At 66.6% G+C, this 20851-nt stretch carries 21 protein-coding genes; 11 read left to right on the top strand and 10 right to left on the bottom strand.

The window, feature by feature from the left end; all coding sequences use genetic code 11:
• Positions 1 to 123: 123 nt before the first annotated feature.
• The 6 genes from hemF to rng all read left to right on the top strand — a co-directional run bounded on the left by hemF (position 124) and on the right by rng (position 5313).
• Positions 124 to 1035: an oxygen-dependent coproporphyrinogen oxidase gene (gene hemF / locus AC3WVS_RS29260; protein ID WP_492321433.1), complete on the top strand. Its 912-nt coding sequence runs from the start codon at positions 124 to 126 to the stop codon at positions 1033 to 1035.
• A 10-nt stretch (positions 1036 to 1045) separates the two neighbouring features.
• Complete coding sequence (locus AC3WVS_RS29255; protein ID WP_492321432.1) at positions 1046 to 1780, top strand: nicotinate-nucleotide adenylyltransferase; 735 nt, start codon at positions 1046 to 1048, stop codon at positions 1778 to 1780.
• Positions 1781 to 1841: 61 nt separating this feature from the next.
• Entirely contained in the window at positions 1842 to 2579 is a 738-nt protein-coding gene (gene rsfS / locus AC3WVS_RS29250) for a ribosome silencing factor (protein WP_492321431.1), read from the top strand.
• A gap of 53 nt (positions 2580 to 2632) precedes the next feature.
• Positions 2633 to 3112, top strand: coding sequence for a 23S rRNA (pseudouridine(1915)-N(3))-methyltransferase RlmH (gene rlmH, locus AC3WVS_RS29245; RefSeq protein WP_011614787.1), 480 nt, complete (start codon positions 2633 to 2635; stop codon positions 3110 to 3112).
• 33 nt (positions 3113 to 3145) lie between these two features.
• Positions 3146 to 3760 carry a Maf family protein gene (locus AC3WVS_RS29240; RefSeq protein WP_010812911.1) on the top strand — a complete coding sequence of 205 codons (615 nt, stop codon included), beginning with the start codon at positions 3146 to 3148 and terminating at the stop codon, positions 3758 to 3760.
• Positions 3761 to 3846: 86 nt separating this feature from the next.
• On the top strand, positions 3847 to 5313 hold the full coding sequence (gene rng / locus AC3WVS_RS29235; RefSeq protein ID WP_010812912.1) for a ribonuclease G: 1467 nt from the start codon (positions 3847 to 3849) through the stop codon (positions 5311 to 5313).
• A 67-nt stretch (positions 5314 to 5380) separates the two neighbouring features.
• Here rng and AC3WVS_RS29230 read toward each other — a convergent pair whose 3' ends face one another.
• A complete protein-coding gene (locus AC3WVS_RS29230; protein ID WP_492321430.1) occupies positions 5381 to 5695 on the bottom strand; it encodes a hypothetical protein in 315 nt (104 codons plus the stop codon).
• Positions 5696 to 5966: 271 nt separating this feature from the next.
• On the opposite strand from AC3WVS_RS29230, the gene AC3WVS_RS29225 reads away from it, so the two are divergent.
• Positions 5967 to 6479 carry a hypothetical protein gene (locus AC3WVS_RS29225; protein WP_492321429.1) on the top strand — a complete coding sequence of 171 codons (513 nt, stop codon included), beginning with the start codon at positions 5967 to 5969 and terminating at the stop codon, positions 6477 to 6479.
• 12 nt (positions 6480 to 6491) lie between these two features.
• On the opposite strand, the gene AC3WVS_RS29220 is transcribed toward AC3WVS_RS29225, so the two are convergent.
• The gene (locus tag AC3WVS_RS29220) at positions 6492 to 7082 is read right to left on the bottom strand and encodes a peroxidase-related enzyme (protein ID WP_010812915.1); all 591 of its coding nucleotides are present in this window, start codon (positions 7080 to 7082) and stop codon (positions 6492 to 6494) included.
• A gap of 180 nt (positions 7083 to 7262) precedes the next feature.
• Here AC3WVS_RS29220 and waaC point away from each other — a divergent pair, with 180 nt between their 5' ends.
• The gene (waaC, locus tag AC3WVS_RS29215; protein ID WP_010812916.1) at positions 7263 to 8249 is read left to right on the top strand and encodes a lipopolysaccharide heptosyltransferase I; all 987 of its coding nucleotides are present in this window, start codon (positions 7263 to 7265) and stop codon (positions 8247 to 8249) included.
• Positions 8250 to 8307: 58 nt separating this feature from the next.
• On the opposite strand, the gene msbA is transcribed toward waaC, so the two are convergent.
• On the bottom strand, positions 8308 to 10038 hold the full coding sequence (gene msbA / locus AC3WVS_RS29210; protein WP_492321445.1) for a lipid A export permease/ATP-binding protein MsbA: 1731 nt from the start codon (positions 10036 to 10038) through the stop codon (positions 8308 to 8310).
• A 91-nt stretch (positions 10039 to 10129) separates the two neighbouring features.
• The gene (locus AC3WVS_RS29205) at positions 10130 to 10903 is read right to left on the bottom strand and encodes a glycosyltransferase family 25 protein (protein WP_492321428.1); all 774 of its coding nucleotides are present in this window, start codon (positions 10901 to 10903) and stop codon (positions 10130 to 10132) included.
• Positions 10904 to 11201: 298 nt separating this feature from the next.
• On the opposite strand from AC3WVS_RS29205, the gene AC3WVS_RS29200 reads away from it, so the two are divergent.
• Together AC3WVS_RS29200 and AC3WVS_RS29195 are read left to right on the top strand one after the other, a co-directional pair.
• Positions 11202 to 11981, top strand: a complete 780-nt coding sequence (locus tag AC3WVS_RS29200) for a glycosyltransferase family 2 protein (protein ID WP_492321427.1) — start codon at positions 11202 to 11204, stop codon at positions 11979 to 11981.
• Between the two features lie 37 nt (positions 11982 to 12018).
• Complete coding sequence (locus AC3WVS_RS29195) at positions 12019 to 13092, top strand: glycosyltransferase family 4 protein (protein ID WP_492321426.1); 1074 nt, start codon at positions 12019 to 12021, stop codon at positions 13090 to 13092.
• Between the two features lie 19 nt (positions 13093 to 13111).
• Here the strand turns inward: AC3WVS_RS29195 and dnaE are convergent, their stop codons facing one another.
• Positions 13112 to 16624: a DNA polymerase III subunit alpha gene (dnaE, locus tag AC3WVS_RS29190; RefSeq protein WP_492321425.1), complete on the bottom strand. Its 3513-nt coding sequence runs from the start codon at positions 16622 to 16624 to the stop codon at positions 13112 to 13114.
• Between the two features lie 207 nt (positions 16625 to 16831).
• On the opposite strand from dnaE, the gene AC3WVS_RS29185 reads away from it, so the two are divergent.
• Positions 16832 to 17680, top strand: a complete 849-nt coding sequence (locus AC3WVS_RS29185) for a sulfurtransferase (protein WP_492321424.1) — start codon at positions 16832 to 16834, stop codon at positions 17678 to 17680.
• 12 nt (positions 17681 to 17692) lie between these two features.
• On the opposite strand, the gene AC3WVS_RS29180 is transcribed toward AC3WVS_RS29185, so the two are convergent.
• The 5 genes from AC3WVS_RS29180 to rpsP form a co-directional block, all read right to left on the bottom strand.
• A complete protein-coding gene (locus AC3WVS_RS29180; protein ID WP_010812923.1) occupies positions 17693 to 18373 on the bottom strand; it encodes a CoA pyrophosphatase in 681 nt (226 codons plus the stop codon).
• 154 nt (positions 18374 to 18527) lie between these two features.
• Positions 18528 to 18920 (bottom strand): 50S ribosomal protein L19, encoded by a 393-nt coding sequence (rplS, locus tag AC3WVS_RS29175; RefSeq protein WP_492321423.1) that lies wholly within the window; start codon positions 18918 to 18920, stop codon positions 18528 to 18530.
• A 75-nt stretch (positions 18921 to 18995) separates the two neighbouring features.
• On the bottom strand, positions 18996 to 19778 hold the full coding sequence (gene trmD / locus AC3WVS_RS29170) for a tRNA (guanosine(37)-N1)-methyltransferase TrmD (protein WP_492321422.1): 783 nt from the start codon (positions 19776 to 19778) through the stop codon (positions 18996 to 18998).
• A 42-nt stretch (positions 19779 to 19820) separates the two neighbouring features.
• Entirely contained in the window at positions 19821 to 20444 is a 624-nt protein-coding gene (rimM, locus tag AC3WVS_RS29165; RefSeq protein ID WP_492321444.1) for a ribosome maturation factor RimM, read from the bottom strand.
• Between the two features lie 110 nt (positions 20445 to 20554).
• Positions 20555 to 20809, bottom strand: coding sequence for a 30S ribosomal protein S16 (gene rpsP / locus AC3WVS_RS29160; protein ID WP_010812927.1), 255 nt, complete (start codon positions 20807 to 20809; stop codon positions 20555 to 20557).
• Positions 20810 to 20851 lie beyond the last annotated feature (42 nt).

Genomic DNA, 20851 nt, shown 5'->3' with positions numbered 1-20851 from the left:
TTTGGACCTGCGCGACCCGCCGGCCGCCTCAGCCGGTACAATCGTGACAACGCTGTGACGCGCCCGGCAGCCGCCAAGGCTGCCAGGCTGCCCTCAGCCCGGTCCATCCGCTTTCCGCCAACCATGATCGATTCCCAGGCAGTCCGTGCCTATCTGCTCGGTCTGCAAGACCGCATCACCGATGCCATCGGTGCCATCGACGGCCAGCCGTTCCTGACCGACGCCTGGGAGAAACCGCCCACCGAACGCCTGCGCGGCAGTGGCCGCACCCGCATCCTGGAAGGCGGCGCGGTGATGGAGCGCGCCGGCGTGGGCTTCTCGCACGTGAGCGGCGACACCCTGCCGCCGTCAGCCACCGCCAATCGGCCGGAACTGGCCGGGCGCAGCTTCGAGGCCATGGGCGTGTCGCTGGTGTTCCACCCGCGCAATCCCTATGTGCCCACGGTCCATATGAACGTGCGCTGCTTCCTGGCGCTCAAGCCGGGGACCGAGCCGGTATGGTGGTTCGGCGGCGGCATGGACCTGACGCCCTACTACGGCGACGCCGGCGACTGCGCGCACTTCCACCGCACCTGCCAGCAGGCGCTGGCGCCCTACGGCGACGACCTGTACCCGCGCTTCAAGCAGTGGTGCGACGAGTATTTCTTCCTGCGCCACCGCAACGAGGCGCGCGGCGTGGGCGGGATCTTCTTCGATGACTTCTCCGCGCTGGGCTTCGAGCGCAGCTTCGCCATGATGCAATCGGTCGGCGACGCCTTCCTGGACGCCTACCTGCCGATCCTGCAGGCGCGCAAGGACACGCCCTACGGCGAGCGCGAGCGCGGCTTCCAGGCCTACCGGCGCGGGCGCTACGTCGAATTCAACCTCGTGTTCGACCGCGGCACGCTGTTCGGCCTGCAGTCGGGCGGACGCGCCGAATCCATCCTGATGTCGATGCCGCCGCTGGTGACCTGGCGCTATGACTGGCAACCGGAACCGGGCAGCCCCGAAGCGGCGCTGTACACCGATTTCCTGCCAGCGCGCGACTGGGCCTGACGCCTGACCTATGGCCAATCCAGCGCAACACCGCAAGCCCGCCGCCGACGCGGGAGAACCGCCGCAACCGTCCGCCCGCCCCTATCGCCTGGGTATCCTGGGCGGCACATTTGATCCTCCCCACGTCGGCCACCTGGCACTGGCGCGGCTGTGCATCGAACACCTCGGGCTGGATGAGCTGGTGTGGATACCCACCGGCCAGTCGTGGCAAAAAGGCGACGACGTGACCCCTGCCGCCGACCGCCTGGCCATGACCGAACTCGCCGCCGCGGCGCTTGGCGACAGCGGCGCCAAAGTCCGCGTGAGCCGCATGGAAGTGGACCGCGCCGGCCCCAGCTACACCATCGACACCGTACGCCAGCTGCGCGCCGAATACGGCCCCGAAACCTCGCTGTGCTGGCTGATGGGCGCCGACCAGCTGCTGCGCCTGCACACCTGGCACGGCTGGCAGGCACTGTTCGAACACGTGCACCTGTGCACCGCCACGCGGCCGCGCTTTGAACTGGCGGCACTGGAGGGTCCGGTGCTGGCGGCACTGGCCGAACGCCAGGCTGACACGCACCTGATACAATGCACGCCCTCCGGCCGGATGTGGATCGACCAGACGCTCGCCGTCGACCTGTCTTCCACCCACCTGCGCCAGCGGCTGGCAGCCGGCCAGCCGGCAGATGACCAACTGCCGCCCGGCGTGGCACACTACATTGCCAACCACGGGCTGTACCGCAACGCCCCGGCCAGGGCATGACCGGGGTTGCCCCAGTCCCGGCGCCCACCCCCAACCGATCTCAGCTGAACAAGAAGACACCATGGATATTCGTAAACTGCAACGCGCCATCGTCGACGGCCTCGAGGATGTCAAAGCGCAGGACATCAAGGTGTACGACACCAGCCACCTGACTGAACTGTTCGACCGGGTGGTGATTGCCAGCGGGACATCCAACCGCCAGACCAAGGCGCTGGCAGCGTCGGTGCGGGATACGGTGAAGGGAGCCGGCGGCCATATCGTGGCGGTCGAGGGCCTGGAAACCGGCGAATGGGTGCTGGTCGACTGTGGCGACGCCGTGGTCCACATCCTGCAGCCGCAGTTGCGCCTGTACTACAACCTGGAAGAAATCTGGGGCGACAAGCCGGTGCGCATGAAGCTGGCCGCCGGCGGCCGCGGCCTGGCCAAGGCCAGCGAGCCGATGGACGAGGACGAGGAAGAAGCCCCGGTGCGCACCGTGCGCCGCGCCAGCAACCTGCGCCCCGCGCTGGCCCGCCTGCCCGAAGGCATGAAGGAGCCGTCGCCGCCGATGGGCCATGAGGACACCGACGCGGACGCCATCGCCACCATCCGCAAGCCGGCCCGCAAGACCGCCACCAAGACGGCAGCGACCAAGACCGCCGGCACCCGCGCCGCGGCGCCGCGCAAGACCGCTGCCGGCACCACCGCGCGCAAGACCGCAACCAAGACCGCGGCCAAGAAGGCCCCGAGCAAGACCGCTGCCAGCAAGACCGCAGCAGCCAAGCCGGCCGCGCGCAAGCGCACCACCCGCTCGGCCTGAGTCCCGGCGCGCGGCCGCCCGGCGGCCGCGCAGCATGACCCATCCCCTGCCCCATGCAACTGGTGATCGTGGCCGTCGGCCACAAGATGCCCGGCTGGATCGAGACCGGCTTCAGCGAGTACGCCAAGCGCATGCCGCCCGAGCTGCGCATCGAACTGCGCGAGGTCAAGCCCGAAACCCGCTCGTCCAGCAACAACGCCGCCACCGTGATGCAGCGCGAAGCCGCGCGCATCGAGGCGGTGCTGGGCTCGCTGTCGAAACAGTGTCGCATCGTCGCGCTGGATGAGCGCGGGCGCGACTTCACCACCGTGCAACTGGCCGCGCAGCTGACCGACTGGCAGCGCGAGGGCGGCGACGTGGCCTTCCTGATCGGCGGCGCCGACGGGCTCGATCCCGCCCTGAAAGCCCGCGCCAGCACCCTGATCCGGCTGTCCAGCCTGACCCTGCCGCACGGCATGGTGCGCGTGCTGCTGGCCGAGCAGCTGTACCGCGCTTGGTCCGTCACACAGAACCACCCCTATCATCGGGCCTGATCCCGGCTGTCGCCGGTAGGCCCCTCCGCCGCGATGCCCGACACCCTGCACGACTACCTTTACCTCGCCTCGCAGAGCCCGCGCCGCCGCGAGCTGCTGACCCAGCTCGGCGTGCGCTACGAACTGCTGCTGGCCGATGACGACGAGGATGCCGAAGCGCTCGAGGCCGTCCAGCCCGGCGAGACCCCCGACGACTACGTCCAGCGCGTCTGCGCGCTGAAGGCCGAAGCCGCGCTGCGCCGCCGCGAACGCCGCGCGCTGCCCGATGCGCCGGTGCTGACCTCCGACACCACGGTCTGCCTGGGCGGCCGCATCCTGGGCAAACCCGCCGACGGCGCCGATGCCGCGGCCATGCTGGGCGCGCTCTCGGGCAGCACCCACCGCGTCCTGACCGCCGTGACGATCGTGTCGACCACGGGCATGCGGCATGCGCTGTCGATCTCGGAAGTCACCTTCCGCCCGATGCAGCCCGCCGAGATCGAACGCTACGTCGCCAGCGGCGAGCCGCTCGGCAAGGCCGGTGCCTACGGCATCCAGGGCCGGGCGGCGGAGTTCGTCGAGCGGATCAGTGGCAGCTATTCAGGTATCATGGGCTTGCCCTTGTTTGAGACGGCGGCGTTACTTCGCCAGGCCCGCCTGCAGTTCTGAGCAGCGCCCTCCGTGCCCAGACAAGACCCGGCCCAGCGCCGGGCCACCCTATACAGCCGGGCCACCGGCGACGCGTTTCACCCGCTATGACTGAAGACATCCTCGTCAACATCACGCCCCAAGAGACCCGCGTCGCCATCGTGCAGCAAGCCGCGGTGCAGGAACTGCATGTCGAACGCACGCTCACGCGCGGGCTGGTCGGCAATATCTACCTGGGCAAGGTGGTGCGCGTGCTGCCCGGCATGCAATCGGCCTTTATCGATATCGGCCTGGAGCGCGCCGCCTTCCTGCACGTGGCCGACATCTGGCATCCGCGTGATGCCGACCGCAACAATTCCACCCCGCAGCTGGCCATCGAGAAGACCCTGTTCGAAGGCCAGGCACTCATGGTGCAGGTGATCAAGGACCCGATCGGCACCAAGGGGGCGCGCCTGTCCACCCAGGTGAGCATCGCCGGGCGCACCCTGGTGTACCTGCCGCAGGACCCGCATATCGGCATCTCGCAGCGCATCGAGGGCGAAGTGGACCGCGAGGCGCTGCGCAGCCGCGTGCAGGGCCTGGTGCCCGACGACGAGCGCGGCGGCTTTATCGTGCGCACCATTGCCGAGGAAGCGACCGACGAAGAACTCGGCAACGATATCGCCTACCTGCGCAAGATCTGGGGCGCGATCCGCCAGAACGCCACTACCCTGCCCGCGCCCAACCTGCTTTACCAGGACCTGAACCTGGCCCAGCGCGTGCTGCGCGACTTTATCAACGACGCCACCGGCGTGATCCAGATCGACTCGCGCGAGAACTACCAGATGCTGCTGGAGTTCGCCAAGGAATACACCCCGGCGGTGCTGCCGCGGCTGTCGCACTACACCGGCGAGCGCCCGATCTTCGACCTGTTCAATATCGACGCCGAGATCGAGAAGGCGCTGTCGCGCCGGGTGGACCTGAAGTCGGGCGGCTACCTGATGATCGACCAGACCGAGGCGATGACGACCATCGACGTCAACACCGGCGGCTACGTGGGCGCGCGCAACTTCGACGACACCATCTTCAAGACCAACCTGGAGGCGGCCCACACCATCGCGCGGCAGCTGCGCCTGCGCAACCTCGGCGGCATCATCATCATCGACTTCATTGATATGGAGAACGCCGAGCACCGCGACGCGGTGCTGTCCGAGCTGAAGCGAGCGCTCGCACGCGACCGCACCCGCATCACGGTCAACAGCTTCTCGCAACTGGGCCTGGTCGAGATGACGCGCAAGCGCACGCGCGAGTCGCTGGCGCATGTGCTGTGCGAGCAATGCCCGGTCTGCCACGGCAAGGGCCAGGTCAAGACGCCGCGTACGGCCTGCTACGACATCCTGCGCGAGATCATGCGCGAATCGCGCCAGTTCAACCCGCGCGAATTCCGCATCCTGGCCTCGCAGGAAGTGATCGACCTGTTCCTGGAAGAGGAAAGCCAGCATCTGGCGATGCTTGGCGACTTCATCGGCAAGCCGATTTCGCTGCAGGTGGAATCGACGTTCCACCAGGAACAGTACGACATCATCCTGATGTGAAGATGCCGGCGCAGGCATGGAAAGGCCCGCTCACTGGCGGGCCTTTCTGCATTCTGGCCGGACCAGGCTAGGGCCGGATCACGACTTGCGGACTCACCACGAAGGCGGGTTCGGGCTGGTAGTACACGGCCGGCGGCGGCTGGTACACGACCGGCCGGTCCTTGCACTTGCGCTCCTCCTTGTACTCGCCGTTGTCTTTCCACTTGCGCTTGATCTTGCAGTTGCCGACCCAGAATTCTTCCTTGTAGTCGCCGCCCTTGTACCGGCGCGCGTAGCGGTGATCATCATCGTCGTCCCAGTCGTCGTCGGCCTGGGCGGCGGCGGAGAAGGTGCCAAGGAGCACGGGCAATACGATGAGGGCAACAAGGGCGCGGGGCTTCATTTTTTGGCGGCGGCGAGCGATGGTTGAGAAAGGCTAGCACGCCGCATTCCGCATCTGTGTATCAAGCTGTTTACGAACGTAACCGCGCTGCAGCGCCTGCGCGTGTCCGCTAGCGTCCGTCTCCTTACGGACTCGGTGATGGTCCTACTCCAATTCCGTTTGCCATCCGCTATAACTAAGCCAACGTAGTCAGCGGCATCCGCACGGATGCCGCGCCCGGCTTGCCGCCCCGATGCGGGGCGCGGCCCGGTCGGCAAGCAAGGAGTCCGGCATGAACGCCACGAACCATGGGACCTGTCTGCTGGCCCTTCTGTTGTCGGTGGCGTGCGCGCCATTGCCGATTGCCAAGCGCGCCCCCGCACCGCCGCCCGAGGCGAAGGGCGAAGCGGTCGCCGCCGCGCCCAAGGAGCGCGCCACCCCGATCGCGAACAAGACCATCAACATTGCCGCCGCCTGCAAGCGCACCGAGGAAGACGGCTTCCGCGAAGACGCGCTGATGGACGTCAAGGCCAACGAGGTGCGTGCGCTCAAGTGGAAGCTATGGGTATCGCGGCGCGGCAGTTGCGAATTCAACCTGGCCGAGTTCCGCCAGGTCCGCGCGACCCCGCACATCGAACTGCAGGCCATCGACGGCAGCCAGTGCAAGCTGCTGGTGTGGCAGGATCCGCGCCGCGTGACGCTGGCCCATAACCGCTGCGAGAAGCACTGCACGCCCGGCATCTACGAGCAGGCGTGGCCGGTGCTGTTCGACCCCAAGAGCGGTGCCTGCGCCGAGGTGCGCTGAGCCGCTGCGGCGTTACTTCGCTTTCGGCACCCGGCCCATCAGGTAGAACTCGTCGTTCGGGCGCATGCTGACGGTGTTGGCCATCCGGTTCGACAGGCCGAAGAACGCCGTGATGGCGGCAATATCCCAGGCATCCTCCTCGGAAAAACCGTGCTCGCGCAGCGCAGCAAAGTCGGCATCGCCGACTTCATGCGACGCCTTGCACACCTTCATCGCAAAGTCGAGCATCGCGCGCTGGCGCTGCGGAATATCCGCCTTCAGGTAGTTCACCGCCACCTGGTCCGCCACCAGCGGCTTCTTCTCATAGATGCGCAGGATCGCGCCATGCGCCACCACGCAGTACAGGCACTGGTTGGCGCCGGAAGTCGCCACCACGATCATCTCGCGCTCGCCCTTGGTCAGGCCGCCCTCCTTGAGCATGAGCGCGTCGTGGTAGGCGAAGAACGCGCGGAACTCGTCGGGACGGTGCGCCAGCGCCAGGAAGACGTTGGGGACGAAGCCGGCTTTTTCCTGGACTTCCAGGATGCGGGCGCGGATGTCGTCGGGGAGGTCGGTCAGCGCGGGAACGGGGTAGCGGCTGATGGCGAATGCCGGGTCGGACATGGTGGTCTCCTGTTGGATAGGCGTCATCGATCGTGGGCTTCTGATGCAGATACTAACGGATCGGCATGAGTGTGGCGGGCGCCATGTCGCCCATGCATCGCACGGACACATGTCCCCTGCATAAGGCATACTACGCACCTTCCGAACCAGGCGGGCACACTGCCCACCATACTGTTCCTGATGAAACGTATTCTCATCGTCAAGCTGACCTCTCTCGGCGACATGGTGTTCACCCAGCCGCTGGTCGCGGACCTGCAGCGGGCCTTTCCCGGCGTCAAGATCGACTGGATCGCCGACTCATATTGCGCCGACGTGCCGCGCTGGAATCCGAATATCGAGCGTGTGATTTCCGCGCCGCTGCGCGGCTTCAAGAAATCGCGCAATTGGGCTGGCTTGCGTGCGATCTTCAGTGCGCTGCGTGAACTGCGCCGCGAGAAGTACGATGCGGTGCTGGACGTCCACGGCGTCTACAAGAGCGCCATCGTGACGTTCCTGGCACGAACGCGCAATCGCTATGGCTACCCCGTGGCAGAGTTGGGCGAGAGCGGCGCACGCTTCGCTTACAACCATGTGTTCCAGCCATTTGTCGAAGAAGATTGCGCGCGGCAGCGGATGCGCCGCGCCGTCAGCCGCGCCCTGGGCTATGAGCTGACCAGGGACATGGACTACGGCCTGGAGATGCCCGCAGACACGCCGGCGCCGGCCGCCAAGGGTCCGTACGCGATGCTGTTCCATGCCACCTCGAGCGAGGAAAAGAAGTGGCCGGTCGCCGACTGGATCAGCGTGGGCAGCGCGATCTCGGCGCGCGGGCTGCGCGTGCTGGTGCCCTGGGGCAACGACGCGGAGCGCAAGGAAGCCGAAACCATCGCCGCCAGCGTGCCCAACGCCGAAGTGATGCCACGCCTGAGCATCACCGGCGTGGCGCAGATGGTAGGCAAGGCATCGCTGGTGGTTGGCATGGACACCGGCTTCGTGCATATCGCCGATGCGCTGCGCCGCCCGACCGTGATCCTGTTCACGACCACGTCGCGCCACCTGTACGGCGTCGATGCGCCGGGCCGCGCGGTCTCGCTGGGCGGCGGCGGCGTGGTGCCGCGGCGGGATCAGGTGCTGGCTGCCATCGATGAAGTGCTGGGCGTGCAGCCGCCCGTCACCTCGCCAAACTGAGCACGAAGGAAACGACAAAGGCCGGCGCAAGCGCCGGCCTTTGTCGTTGGCAGGTCCGTTACCCTTGCTGCGTCGCGAACTGGATCCGGTGCAGCCCGGCGTACAGGCCGTTGGCCGCCAGCAGCTGCGCGTGCGTGCCCTGCTCCGCCACGCGGCCGTGGTCCAGCACGGCGATGCGGTCGGCGTTCTCGATGGTGGACAACCGGTGCGCAATCACCAGCGTGGTCCGGCCCTTCATCAGTTCCTCCAGCGCCGCCTGGACCTGGCGCTCGGACTCCGAATCCAGTGCCGAAGTCGCCTCGTCCAGGATCAGGATGGGCGCGTTCTTATACAGCGCCCGGGCAATCGCCAGCCGCTGGCGCTGGCCGCCGGACAACTTCATGCCGTTGTCGCCGATATTGGTGTTCAGGCCCTCCGGCAGCCCCTTGACCGTTTCCGTCAGGTAGGCGGCCGCCAGCGCGCGCTCAACGCGGGCCATGTCGATCTCGCTGTCGGATTGCGCGCCATATGCCACGTTGGCGGCGACGGTGTCGTTGAACAGCACCACGTCCTGGCTGACGAAGGCAATCTGGTTGCGCAGGTCCTTCAGCGACAACTCGGTCAGCGGCGTGCCATCCAGCAGGATGCGCCCGCCAGTCGGGTCGAAGAAGCGCGGCACCAGGTTGACCAGCGTGGTCTTGCCGCTTCCCGACGGACCTACCAGCGCCACCACTTCGCCCGGACTGACGCGCAGGTCAATGCCCTCCAGCGCGGCACGCGATGCTTCACCGTAGCGGAAGCCGACTTGCTCGAAGGCAAGTTCGCCACGGGCACGATCCAGCATCTTGCCACCGTCCTGCGGCTCGATCGGTTCATCGATCAGCCGGAAGATCATCTCGGCTGCGGTGATGCCGCGCGTCAGCGGCTGGTTGATGTCGGTCAGATGCTTGAGCGGCGAGATCAGCAGCAGCATCGCCATCACAAAGCCGGTAAAACCGCCCACCGTGGTCTGGTTGGCCTGCGCCTGCACCATCGCAATGGTGATGATCACCGACAGCGCCAGCGCGGCCAGGAAGGCCGTGACCGGCTGGTTCAGCCCGCCGGCAACCGCCATGCGCATCGAGTAGTTCTTGAGCCGCTCGGCCACGGTGCGGAAGCGGCCCATCTCGTAGGCCTCGCCGCCGTGCAGCTTGACCACCTTGTAGCCGCCCACGGCCTCTTCCACGACATAGGCAGCGTTGTTGGTAAAGGCCTGGTGATCGCGGTTGAGCTTGCGCAGCCGGCGGTTGATCTTCGACATCAGGTAGCCGATCACCGGCAGGATCACCGCCACGATCAGCGTCAGGCGCCAGTTGGTATAGAACAGGTAGATCAGCAGCGCCACAACCGTCAGCGAGTCCCGCACCAGCGTGATAAAGACGCTGGTCAGGATCTGCAGCACCTGGTTGACCTCGAAGATCACGGCATTGATCAGCGAAGCCGCCGTGTTGCGGTGGAAGAACGACGCCGGCGCCTGCAGCAGGCGCTCGAACATCTGCAGGCGCATCTTCAGCAGCACGCGGTTCGAGATCAGGTTCAGCAGGTAGCCCGAGGCAAACTGCGCCAGGCCGCGGATCAGGGCCACGCCGGTCAGGATGGCGGGGACATGCCACAGCGTGCCGGCGTAGTCGCCGCCGAAGCCCTTGTCGAGCAGGTCATTGACAACCTTGGGGATCACCCCTTCGCTGCCCGCGACCACGGCCATGGCGAGGATAGCGCCGATGAAGATGCGTAACTCGGGGCGCAGGTAAGACCAGAGCCGGCTGGCCATGCTGGACGGCACGGCGGCACCTGGCGAAATGGGCGGTTTGGATGTGGTCACTGATATGTCTTGTGTGTGGAGGCGGCGTGCCGGCCCGGCGCTAGCCCGGCCGCTTCTGCCGGGCTACCCGAAGGAAGGGCCTCACGATGAGCTGGAACAGGAAGCGCTGATAGACGTAGCGGCGCAGATAATAGCCGATGCTGCGCTGAGCCTTGTCGGTGGCGTCCAGGTCGGCGCGATGCGTTTCGAGCGACGAGGTCTCGGCCAGCTCGGTCAGGCCGATGCAATATGGCACCACCGCACTGACCGACACCAGGCCCTGCTTTTCGAAGGCCGACCAGTAGTCGGCCGCGCACCACATCGGCTGCAAGCCCGCCAGCAGCCGTTGCGCTGCGGCGCGCGTCACCACGTAGCCGTGCGCGCGCCACCATTCGCCGTAGCGCCTGACCAGGCGTCGTTCACCACTGAGCCTGCGGGCACCCCAGCGGGTGTACTTGTCGACATGGGACAGCAGCACCACCTCGGCCCGGTCCGGATCCAGACGCGACTCCAGGTCGGCCAGCACGGTTGCCAGGTCGGGGCCGGGCGAAGCATCGTCCTCCAGCACCAGCGCAAAGGCGGCGCCGTCGTCAAGCATCTTGCGGTATACACCGAGGTGGCTCAACCCGCACCCGACCTCGCCCCGGCTCATGGGGCGGTAGCGCGCGGCGGCGGCGGCGGCATCGTACTTGCTGGCCACTTCCTGCTCCGCCAGCACGCGGCCATCCACGGCCCGGAACACCTGGAACGGGATGCCAAGGCCCGCCAGCTGGCCGGAAATGCGCTCCCGGCGTTCCCGCGCGGAGTCGAGATTGATGACGTAGGCGCCGATCATGCGGCCAGCACCTGTGTGTCCGGTCTTGCCCGGATTGCAGCCGGCGACAGAGAGACCAATGCTGCACGCGCAGGCAGAAGGAAGACTTCTTCCATCCCGGCGGAACGGAACAATTGTGCTCGTATCATCAATTTGAGTTTCAGGAAGCGGCCCGCTAGCCGACTCGATGGCATCAGGGTGCGCGGAGGGCGCCATGGCCAGTGCGGTAGAATACGCGGTCTCGATCCAGCGCCTGGCGCCGTGGGCGACTCCGGCGGCCCGTCGGTCTTGTCCGACCTGCGTGCCTCCCCTATGTTCCATGAGAGTCTCGGCCGTCATCATTACCAGGAATGAAGCTCACAATATCGGGCCATGCCTCGAAAGCGTGTCCTGGTGCGAAGAGGCGATTATAGTGGATTGGGCCAGCACGGATGACACTGTGGCGATTGCGCGTGCCGCCGGCGCCACCGTCATCCAGACCGACGACTGGCCTGGCTTCGGCCCGCAGAAGAACCGCGCGGTTGACGCCGCCACGGGCGACTGGATCCTGAGTCTCGATGCCGACGAACGTGTCACGCCCGCCCTGCGCGACGAGATCCTGGGCCATCTGAAGCGGGCCGACGCCCACGCGCTTGCGCTGCCGCGCCTGTCAGCGTTCTGCGGCACCTTCGTGCGCCACGCCGGCTGGTACCCGGACTATGTGACCCGCGTCTTCCGCAAGGGCCGCGGCCGCTTCACGGATGACCTGGTCCACGAACACCTGAAGGTGGACGATCCGGTCACCCATCTGCGCGAGCCGCTTGTCCATTACAGCTACCGCACACTGTCGGACGTGCTGCGCAAGATCGACAGCTACTCCAGCGCAGGCGCGCAGCAGGCCTACGCGCGGGGCAAGCGTAGTTCGGTGGCGTCCGCCGCGGGGCACGGCCTGTGGGCCTTCATCCGGACCTACCTGCTCAAGCGCGGCTTCCTGGACGGCAGCGCAGGCTTCGGCGTGGCGCTGATGAATGCGCAGGCAAGCTACTACAAGTACGCCAAGCTGGCGCAGTTGCAGGCCAACACCGATCTCAAGGCAGCCGCCCCTGAGGTCACCCGTTGAGGCGGCCGGCCGCCCCTCCCCTTTATTCCATGCATCGATGAAAGTTGGCATCTCCTGCAATCGCTTCGGCGCTGGCGGCGGCCTGGAACGCTATGCGCTCGACATCAGCCGGGCCATGGCAGGCCGCGCCGGCACCGAGGTGTCGGTCTACGCGCGCCGCTTCGACGCCGGCGTGGCAGAGTCGGCCGGCATTGCCCCGCACCGGATCGTGGTGTCGTGGCTGCCTGGCAAGCTGCGCGACCGCTACTTCTCGTGGCGGCTGCAAGCGCGCCGCCCCGCGGACGAAGTGCTGATTGGCTGCAACCGCGTGCGCGGCTCCGATATCGCCATCTGCGGCGGCACCCATCGCGGCTATCTCGGCGCGCGCGGCACGACAGCGCGCCGCTCCGACCAGTGGCAGATCGACCTGGAGAGTGCGCAGTATGCTGGCGCGCACCGCGTGGTGGCACATTCGGCGCTGATGCGCCGCGAGGTGATCGAGCTGTACGGGATGCCGCCGGACCGCGTGGAACTGATCTACCCGCCGGTCGACACGCAGCGCTTCACGCCGGTCGACGCCGACGCGCGCGCCGCGTTGCGCCGTGAGTTCGGTTTCGGTGACGATGAGGTCGTGTTCCTGTTCCCGTCCTCGGGCCATGCCCGCAAGGGTTTCGACCTGCTTGCCGACTATTTCTCCAAATCGGACCTGCCGATCACGCTTGCCGTGGCCGGCCGTCCGGTCGGGCGCACCATCCCGCGGGTACGGGAACTGGGCTACAGCAGCCGCATCGACGCGCTCTACCGCGCCGCGGACTTCACCATCCTGGCGTCGGGCTACGAACCGTTCGGACTGGTCGGCGTGGAATCGGTGCTGTGCGGCACACCGCTGGTCTTTGCCGACAATATTGCCTGCCTGGAGGTGATCCGGCCGCAGGCGGTGCATGCCTTCGCACGCGATCGCGCCGAGACGCTCGACCGCGCGATTCGCGCCGCGGTCGACGCGGCACGCAGCGGCCAAGGCCGGCTGGCGGATCCGATGGCGATGCTCGACTACGATCCGGGCATCGAGGCCCACGTCGACGCGCTGCTAGCGCTGGCGGCCAGCGCGCGCGCCGCCCGGCAGGCGGCCTGAGACCGCCGCTGCCGTCGGTTTATTCGTAGAGGGTGCTGACGCTGTCCGGCGACAGTGCCAGCCGCAACGCGGTCAGCGCCTCGTCGGAGGGCACCACCTTCCAGTCCGCTCCGAGCATGGCCTCGCACGAAGCCGCCGCCGACTGGTAGTGGATGCGCACCGGCAAACCCTGTCCACCGCTGGCGCGGGCCAGGTGCGGCATCAGCAGTTCACGCAACATCCCGGTCGACGAATTCCCATTCATCGACAACCGCACGGCGCTGGCAAACCTGACGCGTGCGGCCACCAGGTCCATCACCGATTCCGCCGTAAACCTCACCCCACCGGTAAACGTATCGTGCCGCGCATTCCCCGTGGCGATCAGCAGCTCATCCTCGCGGAACATGTGCCGGTTGGCGTCGAACAGCTCGTTGAACACCGTCATCTCGACCAGCCCGGTGCCGTCGTCCAGCGTGACGATCACCATCTTGCCGCGCTGGGTCATCTGCGTGCGGACGCCGCTGATCACGCCGGCGATGGTCTTGCCGCGCACATCGCGGCCGAAGCCGCCGCCGTTGCCCTGCACTTCCTTTTCCAGCGCGGCCAGCGTGCCCTTGTTGAAGCGGCGCACCTCGTCGCGGTAGGCATCGAACAGATGGCCTGAGAAGTAGTAGCCGAGCGCCTGCTTTTCTTCCTGCAACGTGCGCTTGGGACTCCAGCGCGGTTCGTCGAGCAGCTCGGGGCGGTGCGCATCGCCGGCATCGCCCATCAGGTCGAACAGCGACACCTGGTTGGCGGACTCGGCCTTCTGCTCGGCGGCCTCCATCGCGATCGGCACCGAGGCCAGCAGCTGGGCGCGGTTGTCGTTCAGGCTGTCGAAGGCGCCGGCGCGGATCAGCGCCTCGATGGTGCGGCGATTGACCTGGCGGCGGTCGACGCGTTCGCAGAAGTCGAACAGATCGGTGAACGGCCGCTCCTCGCGCGCGCGCAGGATATCTTCGATCGCGCCCTGGCCGCTGCCCTTGATGCCGCCCAGGCCGTAGCGGATGGTCTTGGGATCGGTCGGCGCGAAGCGGTATTCGCTGGCGTTGACGTCCGGCGGCAGCACCGCGATCTTGTTGAGCTTGCAGTCCTCGTAGAGGATCTTGACCTTGTCGGTGTCATCCATGGCCAGCGACATGTTGGCTGCCATGAATTCGGCCGGATGGTGGGCCTTGAGCCAGGCGGTGTAGTACGCCAGCAGCGCATACGCGGCCGCGTGCGACTTGTTGAAGCCGTAGCCCGCGAACTTCTCCATCAGGTCGAAGATGTCGTCGGCCTGCTGCGCGGAGAGGCCGTTCTTGTCGGCGCCTTCGCGGAACATGACGCGATGCTGGGCCATCTCCTCGGGCTTCTTCTTGCCCATGGCGCGGCGCAGCAGGTCGGCGCCGCCGAGCGAGTAGCCGCCGATGATCTGCGCCATCTGCATCACCTGCTCCTGGTAGACCATGATGCCGTAGGTCTCTTTCAGGACGGGTTCGACGCGCGGATCCGGGTACTCCACCTTCTCGCGGCCGTGCTTGCGCGCGCAGAAGCTGGGGATCAGGTCCATCGGGCCCGGGCGGTACAGCGCCACCAGCGCGATGATGTCCTCGAAGCGGTCAGGCTTGGCGTCCTTCAGCATGCCCTGCATGCCGCGGCTTTCCAGCTGGAACACGGCGACCGTGTTGGCGGTCTTGAGGATATCGAAGGCGGGACTGTCGTCGAGCGGGATATGGCTGCAATTCCAGTCGGCCTTGCTCGGATCGAGGCGGCGGATATAGCGCTCGGCCCAGTCCAGGATGGTCAGTGTGGTCAGGCCCAGGAAGTCGAACTTGACCAGGCCGGCGGCCTCGACGTCGTCCTTGTCGTACTGGCTGACCACGCCGCTCATGCCGTCGTTCTGCGCGCCCTGCGTGTACAGCGGGCAGAAGTCGGTCAGCCTGCCGGGCGCGATCAGCACGCCGCCGGCGTGCATGCCGACGTTGCGGGTCATGCCTTCGACGCGCTGTGCCAGCTCCAGCAGCTGGCGCACTTCTTCCTCGTTGTTCTCGCGCTCGGTCAGCAGCGGCTCTTCCTTCTTGGCTTCCTCGATGGTGACCAGCTTGCCCGGCTTGAACGGGATCAGCTTGGCGATGCCATCGACAAAGCCGTAGCCGAGATCGAGCACGCGGCCCACGTCGCGCACCGCGGCCTTGGCCGCCATGGTGCCGAAGGTGGCGATCTGCGATACCGCGTCCTTGCCGTACTTCTCCTTCACGTATGTGATCACGCGATCGCGGCCGTGCTGGCAGAAGTCGATGTCGAAGTCGGGCATCGAGACCCGTTCCGGGTTCAGGAATCGCTCGAACAGCAGCGCGTACTTGAGCGGGTCCAGATCGGTAATGCCGAGCGCATACGCGACCAGCGAACCGGCGCCCGAACCGCGGCCCGGTCCCACCGGCACGCCGTTGTTCTTGGCCCAGTTGATAAAGTCCGCCACGATCAGGAAGTAGCCGGGGAAGCCCATCTTGATGATGGTGCCGGTCTCGAACTCCAGCCGTGCGTAGTATTCCGGGCGCTTGGATTCGCGCACCGCCTCGTCGGGGAACAGCACCACCAGGCGCTTCTCCAGCCCGTCCTTGGCCATGTAGACCAGGTAGTCGTCCAGCGACATGCCGTCGGGCGTCGGGAACAGCGGCAGGCGCGGCTTGCCCAGTTCCAGCGTCAGGTTGCAGCGGCGCGCGATCTCGACCGCGTTCTCCAGTGCCGAGGGGATGTCGGCGAACAGCGCGCACATCTCGTCCTGGGTCTTGAAGTACTGGTCAGTGGTAAAGCGCCGCGTGCGGCGCGGATTGGCCAGCAGCTCGCCCTCGGCGATGCACACGCGCGCCTCGTGCGCGGTGTAGTCGTCCGGCGTCATGAACTGCACCGGATGCGTGGCCACCACCGGCAGTTGCAGTTCCGCCGCCAGTTGCACGGCCTGCTGCACGTAGGCATCGGTGCCGGCGTTGCCGGCGCGCTGCAGTTCGATGTAAAAGCGTTGCGCGAATACCGTGGACCAATGCTGTGCCGCGCGGCGCGCACCGTCGGCATTGCCGTTGGCCAGCGCCATGCCGATATCGCCACCCATTGCGCCCGACAGGGCGATCAGGCCGGTCGCGAGCGGCAGGTCATCCTCGCCGGGTTCCAGGAACCAGGCCGGATCGATCTCGGCGCGGCCGCGGTGCTGGTTGCCCAGCCACGCGCGCGACAACAGCATGCACAGGTTCAGGTAGCCGCGGCGGTCCTGCACCAGCAGCAGCAGGCGCGACGGCTTGTCGCGGTCTTCGGCGTTGGTGAGCCAGACGTCGGCACCGACCACCGGCTTCACGCCCTTGCCGCGCGCCTCCTTGTAGTAACGGATCAGCCCGAAGGCGTTGGCGAGGTCCGTCAGGGCGAGCGCGCCCATGCCGTCGGCGGCAGCGGCCTTGACGGCGTCTTCCAGGCGGACGATGCCGTCCACGATGGAGTATTCGGAATGCAGGCGGAGGTGTACGAAGCGGGGTGCGGACATGGGCGACATTGTACCGGCTCGGGCCGCTGGCATGCCTCCGATATTGCGTGCAGGCGGCCTGGCGCGAGGGCCCGGCATAGCCGATCGGAGTGCTTGGGAATGCGCGGCGGCGGCGCCCGCACGCGTTATAATTTCGCCTTTCCAATCAGGCAGTTATCGCAAGCCGTCGGCGCCCTCCGGGACGCGGCCGTGCAGGCGCAGTCTCCCATGCAGATCGTCAATATTTCCGCTTACAAATTCGTCTCGCTGGACGACATCGAGACCCTGCGCCCGGCCATGCGCGAGCGCTGCGAAGCGGCCGGCCTGAAGGGCACGATCCTGCTCGCGCCCGAAGGCATCAATATGTTCCTGGCCGGGCCGCGCGCAGCCATCGACGGTTTCATGGCCTGGCTGCACGCCGATGCGCGCTTTGCCGATATCGCGCCCAAGGAAAGCCTGTCGGAAAACCAGCCCTTCAAGCGCATGCTGGTGCGCGCCAAGAAGGAAATCATCACCATGAAGATGCCGCTGATCCGCCCCGAGGAAGGCCGCGCGCCGTCAGTGCGTCCGGCCGACCTGAAGCGCTGGCTGGACCAGGGGCACGACGACGAAGGCCGCCCGGTGGTGATGCTGGACACGCGCAATGATTTCGAAGTCGCGGTTGGCACGTTCGAAGACGCCGTGGAATATGACATCGCCAAGTTCAGCGAATTTCCCGAGGCGGTGGCGGCCCACAAGGCGGAGCTGGAAGGCAAGACCGTGGTGTCGTTCTGCACCGGCGGCATCCGCTGCGAGAAGGCGGCGATCCATATGCAGGAAGTCGGCGTCGAGCGCGTGTACCAGCTCGAGGGCGGCATCCTGAAGTACTTCGAGGAAGTCGGTGGCAGCCATTATCGCGGCGACTGCTTCGTCTTTGACTACCGCACCGCGCTGAACCCCAGCCTGGAGCCGGCCGGCCCCAAGCAGTGCTTTGCCTGCCGCGCGGTGGTCACGCCGCAGGAGCAGCAAAGCCCGCACTACGTGGTCGGCAAGAGCTGCCCCCACTGCATCGGCAGCAAGGACCAGGCCGCAGCGTAAGAAGCCGGCGGCTCAGGCCGCCAGCAGGTGGTAAAGATTGCGCAGCATGCCCGCGGTGGCACCCCAGATAAAGCGGTGGCCGCCAGTCTCGCGCGGATAGGGCATGGCGTAGAACACCCGCTCGCCGTCGACCCAGCGGAACAGCCGCCGTTCATGGTGGGACGGGTCCATCAGGAACGCGAGCGGCACCTCGAAGACATCGGCAACCTCCGAGGCATCCGGGCGCAGCGTGAAACCGTCGCGCACCAGCCCTACCACGGGGCTCACGTGGAAACCGGTGCCGGTAATGTAGTCCGGCAGCGCACCCAGCACTTCGACATAGTCGCGCGCCAGCCCCACCTCTTCTTCCGTCTCGCGCAGCGCGGTGTCGATACGGTTGACATCCCATGACTCCTGCCGCCCGCCCGGGAAGCTGATCTGCCCGGCATGCGCGCTCAGGTTGGCATTGCGCTGCGTCAGCAGCACCGTCAGGCCGTCATGGCGCTCCACCAGCGGCACCAGCACGGCGGCGTCGCGCAGCCCGCGGCTGCGGTCATAGACGCGCGATTCATCGGTCAGCTCCGGCGCCCAGGCCGGGGGCACCCGGAAGCGGTGCCGGATAAAGTCCACCTCAAGCCGCGGCGCGCTCAGGGCGCCGTTGCGCAGGTCGGTGTCGATGACGGGGAGGGATTCGGGATCGAAAGCAGGACGCATAACATCGCAAGTATGACAGAAGCGCGCATTCTGGCGCGGCAGCAAAAGCGCCTGCCGCTTCCACCGTTTGCACCGCGCCAATGCAAAAAGGGCACCCCGGGGGTGCCCTTCCTGAGGAAATGCTGGCCGGGCTGCCCCGGCCGGCATGCCCAGCTTACTGTGCAGCCTTGGCAGCGACAGCAGCCTTCGACACCAGCTTTTCCTTGATACGTGCGGACTTGCCCGAACGCTGGCGCAGGTAGTACAGCTTCGCGCGACGCACGTCGCCGCGACGCTTCACTTCGATGGCAGCGATCAGCGGCGAGTACAGCTGGAACGTACGTTCCACGCCTTCACCCGACGAGATCTTGCGCACGATGAAGGACGAATTCAGGCCGCGGTTGCGCTTGGCAATCACGACGCCTTCGTAGGCCTGCACGCGCTTGCGGTTACCTTCCACCACGTTCACGCTGACGATCACGGTGTCGCCAGGTGCGAATGCGGGGATGGTCTTGTTCGCGGTCAGACGCGCGATCTCTTCCTTCTCGATCTGCTCGATGATGTTCATCGTTTTTTCTCCGTAGCCATCGTGCCGGCGTTGTATGCCCCAGGCATTGCCCGGGCCCCGGCAGAGGATGGGGTTTTACCTGGCGGGGGTCTCCCCCCGCCCTTCCTTCGCCGCCCATTCCGACAAGAACTTTTCGTCGGCCCGGGTCAGCAAACCTTGTTTGCGAGCGGCCTCGATCAGATCGGGGCGCTTGCTCGCGGTATTGGCCAGCGCCTGCTGGCGCCGCCATTTCTCGATCTCGGCGTGATGGCCCCCGAGCAGGATCTCGGGCACCCGCGCGCCTTCATATTCTTCCGGCCGCGTGTAGTGCGGACAATCCAGCAAGCCGTTGACGAAGCTGTCCTGCACGGCCGACTGCGCATCGCCCAGCACGCCGGGCAGATGCCGCACCACGGCGTCGATCAGCGCCATCGCCGGCAGTTCGCCGCCCGACAGCACAAAGTCGCCGAGGCTGATTTCCTCGTCCACGCGGCGGTCGATCAGCCGCTGGTCGATAGCCTCATACCGGCCGCACAGCAAGACCAGGCCCGGCCGTTCGGCCAGTTCCATCACCTTGGCATGCGACAGCGTCTTGCCCTGCGGCGACATCAGCACCACATGCGGCTCTGGCACGCCGGCCTGCGCCTGCGCCGCCACCGCGGCATCGATCGCGTCATCCAGCGGCTTGGCCAGCATCACCATGCCGGGGCCGCCGCCGTAAGGACGATCGTCGATGGTGCGGTAGTTGTCGACCGTGAAATCACGCGGATTCCAGGTACGCAAGCCATAGCGCTGCTGCTTGGCCGCCCGGCTGGTGATACCCCAGTCGGTCAGCGCGCGAAACATGTCGGGAAACAGCGTGATCACATCGAACTGCATCCGCTCTCTCCCTTCCGAACCCCGCACCGCGAAGGCACGGGTTCAGTAATCGAGCCCCCAGTCGACCACGATGCGCTTGCCCGCGGTATCGACCGAGCGCAGAAACGCATCGACAAACGGGATCAGCCGTTCACCGGCCTTGCCGTCAGGGAGCACGCAGGCCACCTGCAGGATCTGGTGGGCACCGTTGTCGATCAGCCCGGACACCTCGCCCAGCAACTCGCCTTGCTCGTTGCTGACGGCGCAGCCGATCAGGTCGACCCAGTAGAACTCATCTTCTTCCGGCGCGGGAAAATCCGCACGCCGGATCCACACGCGACGGCCCTTGAGCGCTTCCGCAAGATTGCGGTCGGCCACGCCGGACGCTTGCGCCACGACGGTGCCGCTGTGCTCGCGCGACTGCGCGATCTTCACGCAGACGGGCTGGGCGCGCGACGCATCGGCCGCCACCAGCCCCGCCTGCGGCGGTGCCAGCAGCCACCAGCGGCGGGCATGCAGCAGGGCCGAAGCATCATCGGCATGCGGCAAGACCTTGATCCAGCCGCGGATGCCGTAGGCAGCGCCAATATAGCCGACCTCCACCAGGTCTTCCGGCAGGGGGTCGGCATACAGGAGCGCCGCGGGCAGTTTGCAAGCCTTTTGCGGCTCGCCCTGGGGCTGAACCAGCGGTCGGTTCAGCGGCCGGGCGGCGCCCTGCTTTCGTTCAGTCACGTGTGCAATAAGAACGCGCCCGGCCGGCCGTAAAACGGCTCGACGGGGCGCGCTGCAGGCGACTATCAGGCAGCAGCCTTGGCGGCGCCTTGCTTGACCAAGCGGGCAACGGTCGGCGACAGCTGGGCGCCAACACCTTGCCAGTAGGCCAGGCGGTCTTGCGCCAGGCGCAGGCCTTCTTCACCTTCCGTAGCCAGCGGGTTGTAGAAACCAACGCGCTCAATGAAACGACCATCGCGACGGTTGCGCGAGTCGGTGGCGACGATGTTGAAGAACGGGCGCTTCTTGCTGCCGCCGCGAGCCAGACGGATAACGACCATGGAATGATTCCTCAGAAAACGGGGTGTTCGAGGACGTTCGAA

It is taken from the genome of Cupriavidus sp. CPT47-8839-RL05A, assembly GCF_058792255.1.
The sequence above is the reverse complement of the archived record's forward strand: the minus strand, read 5'-3'. Positions and strand labels throughout refer to the sequence as shown.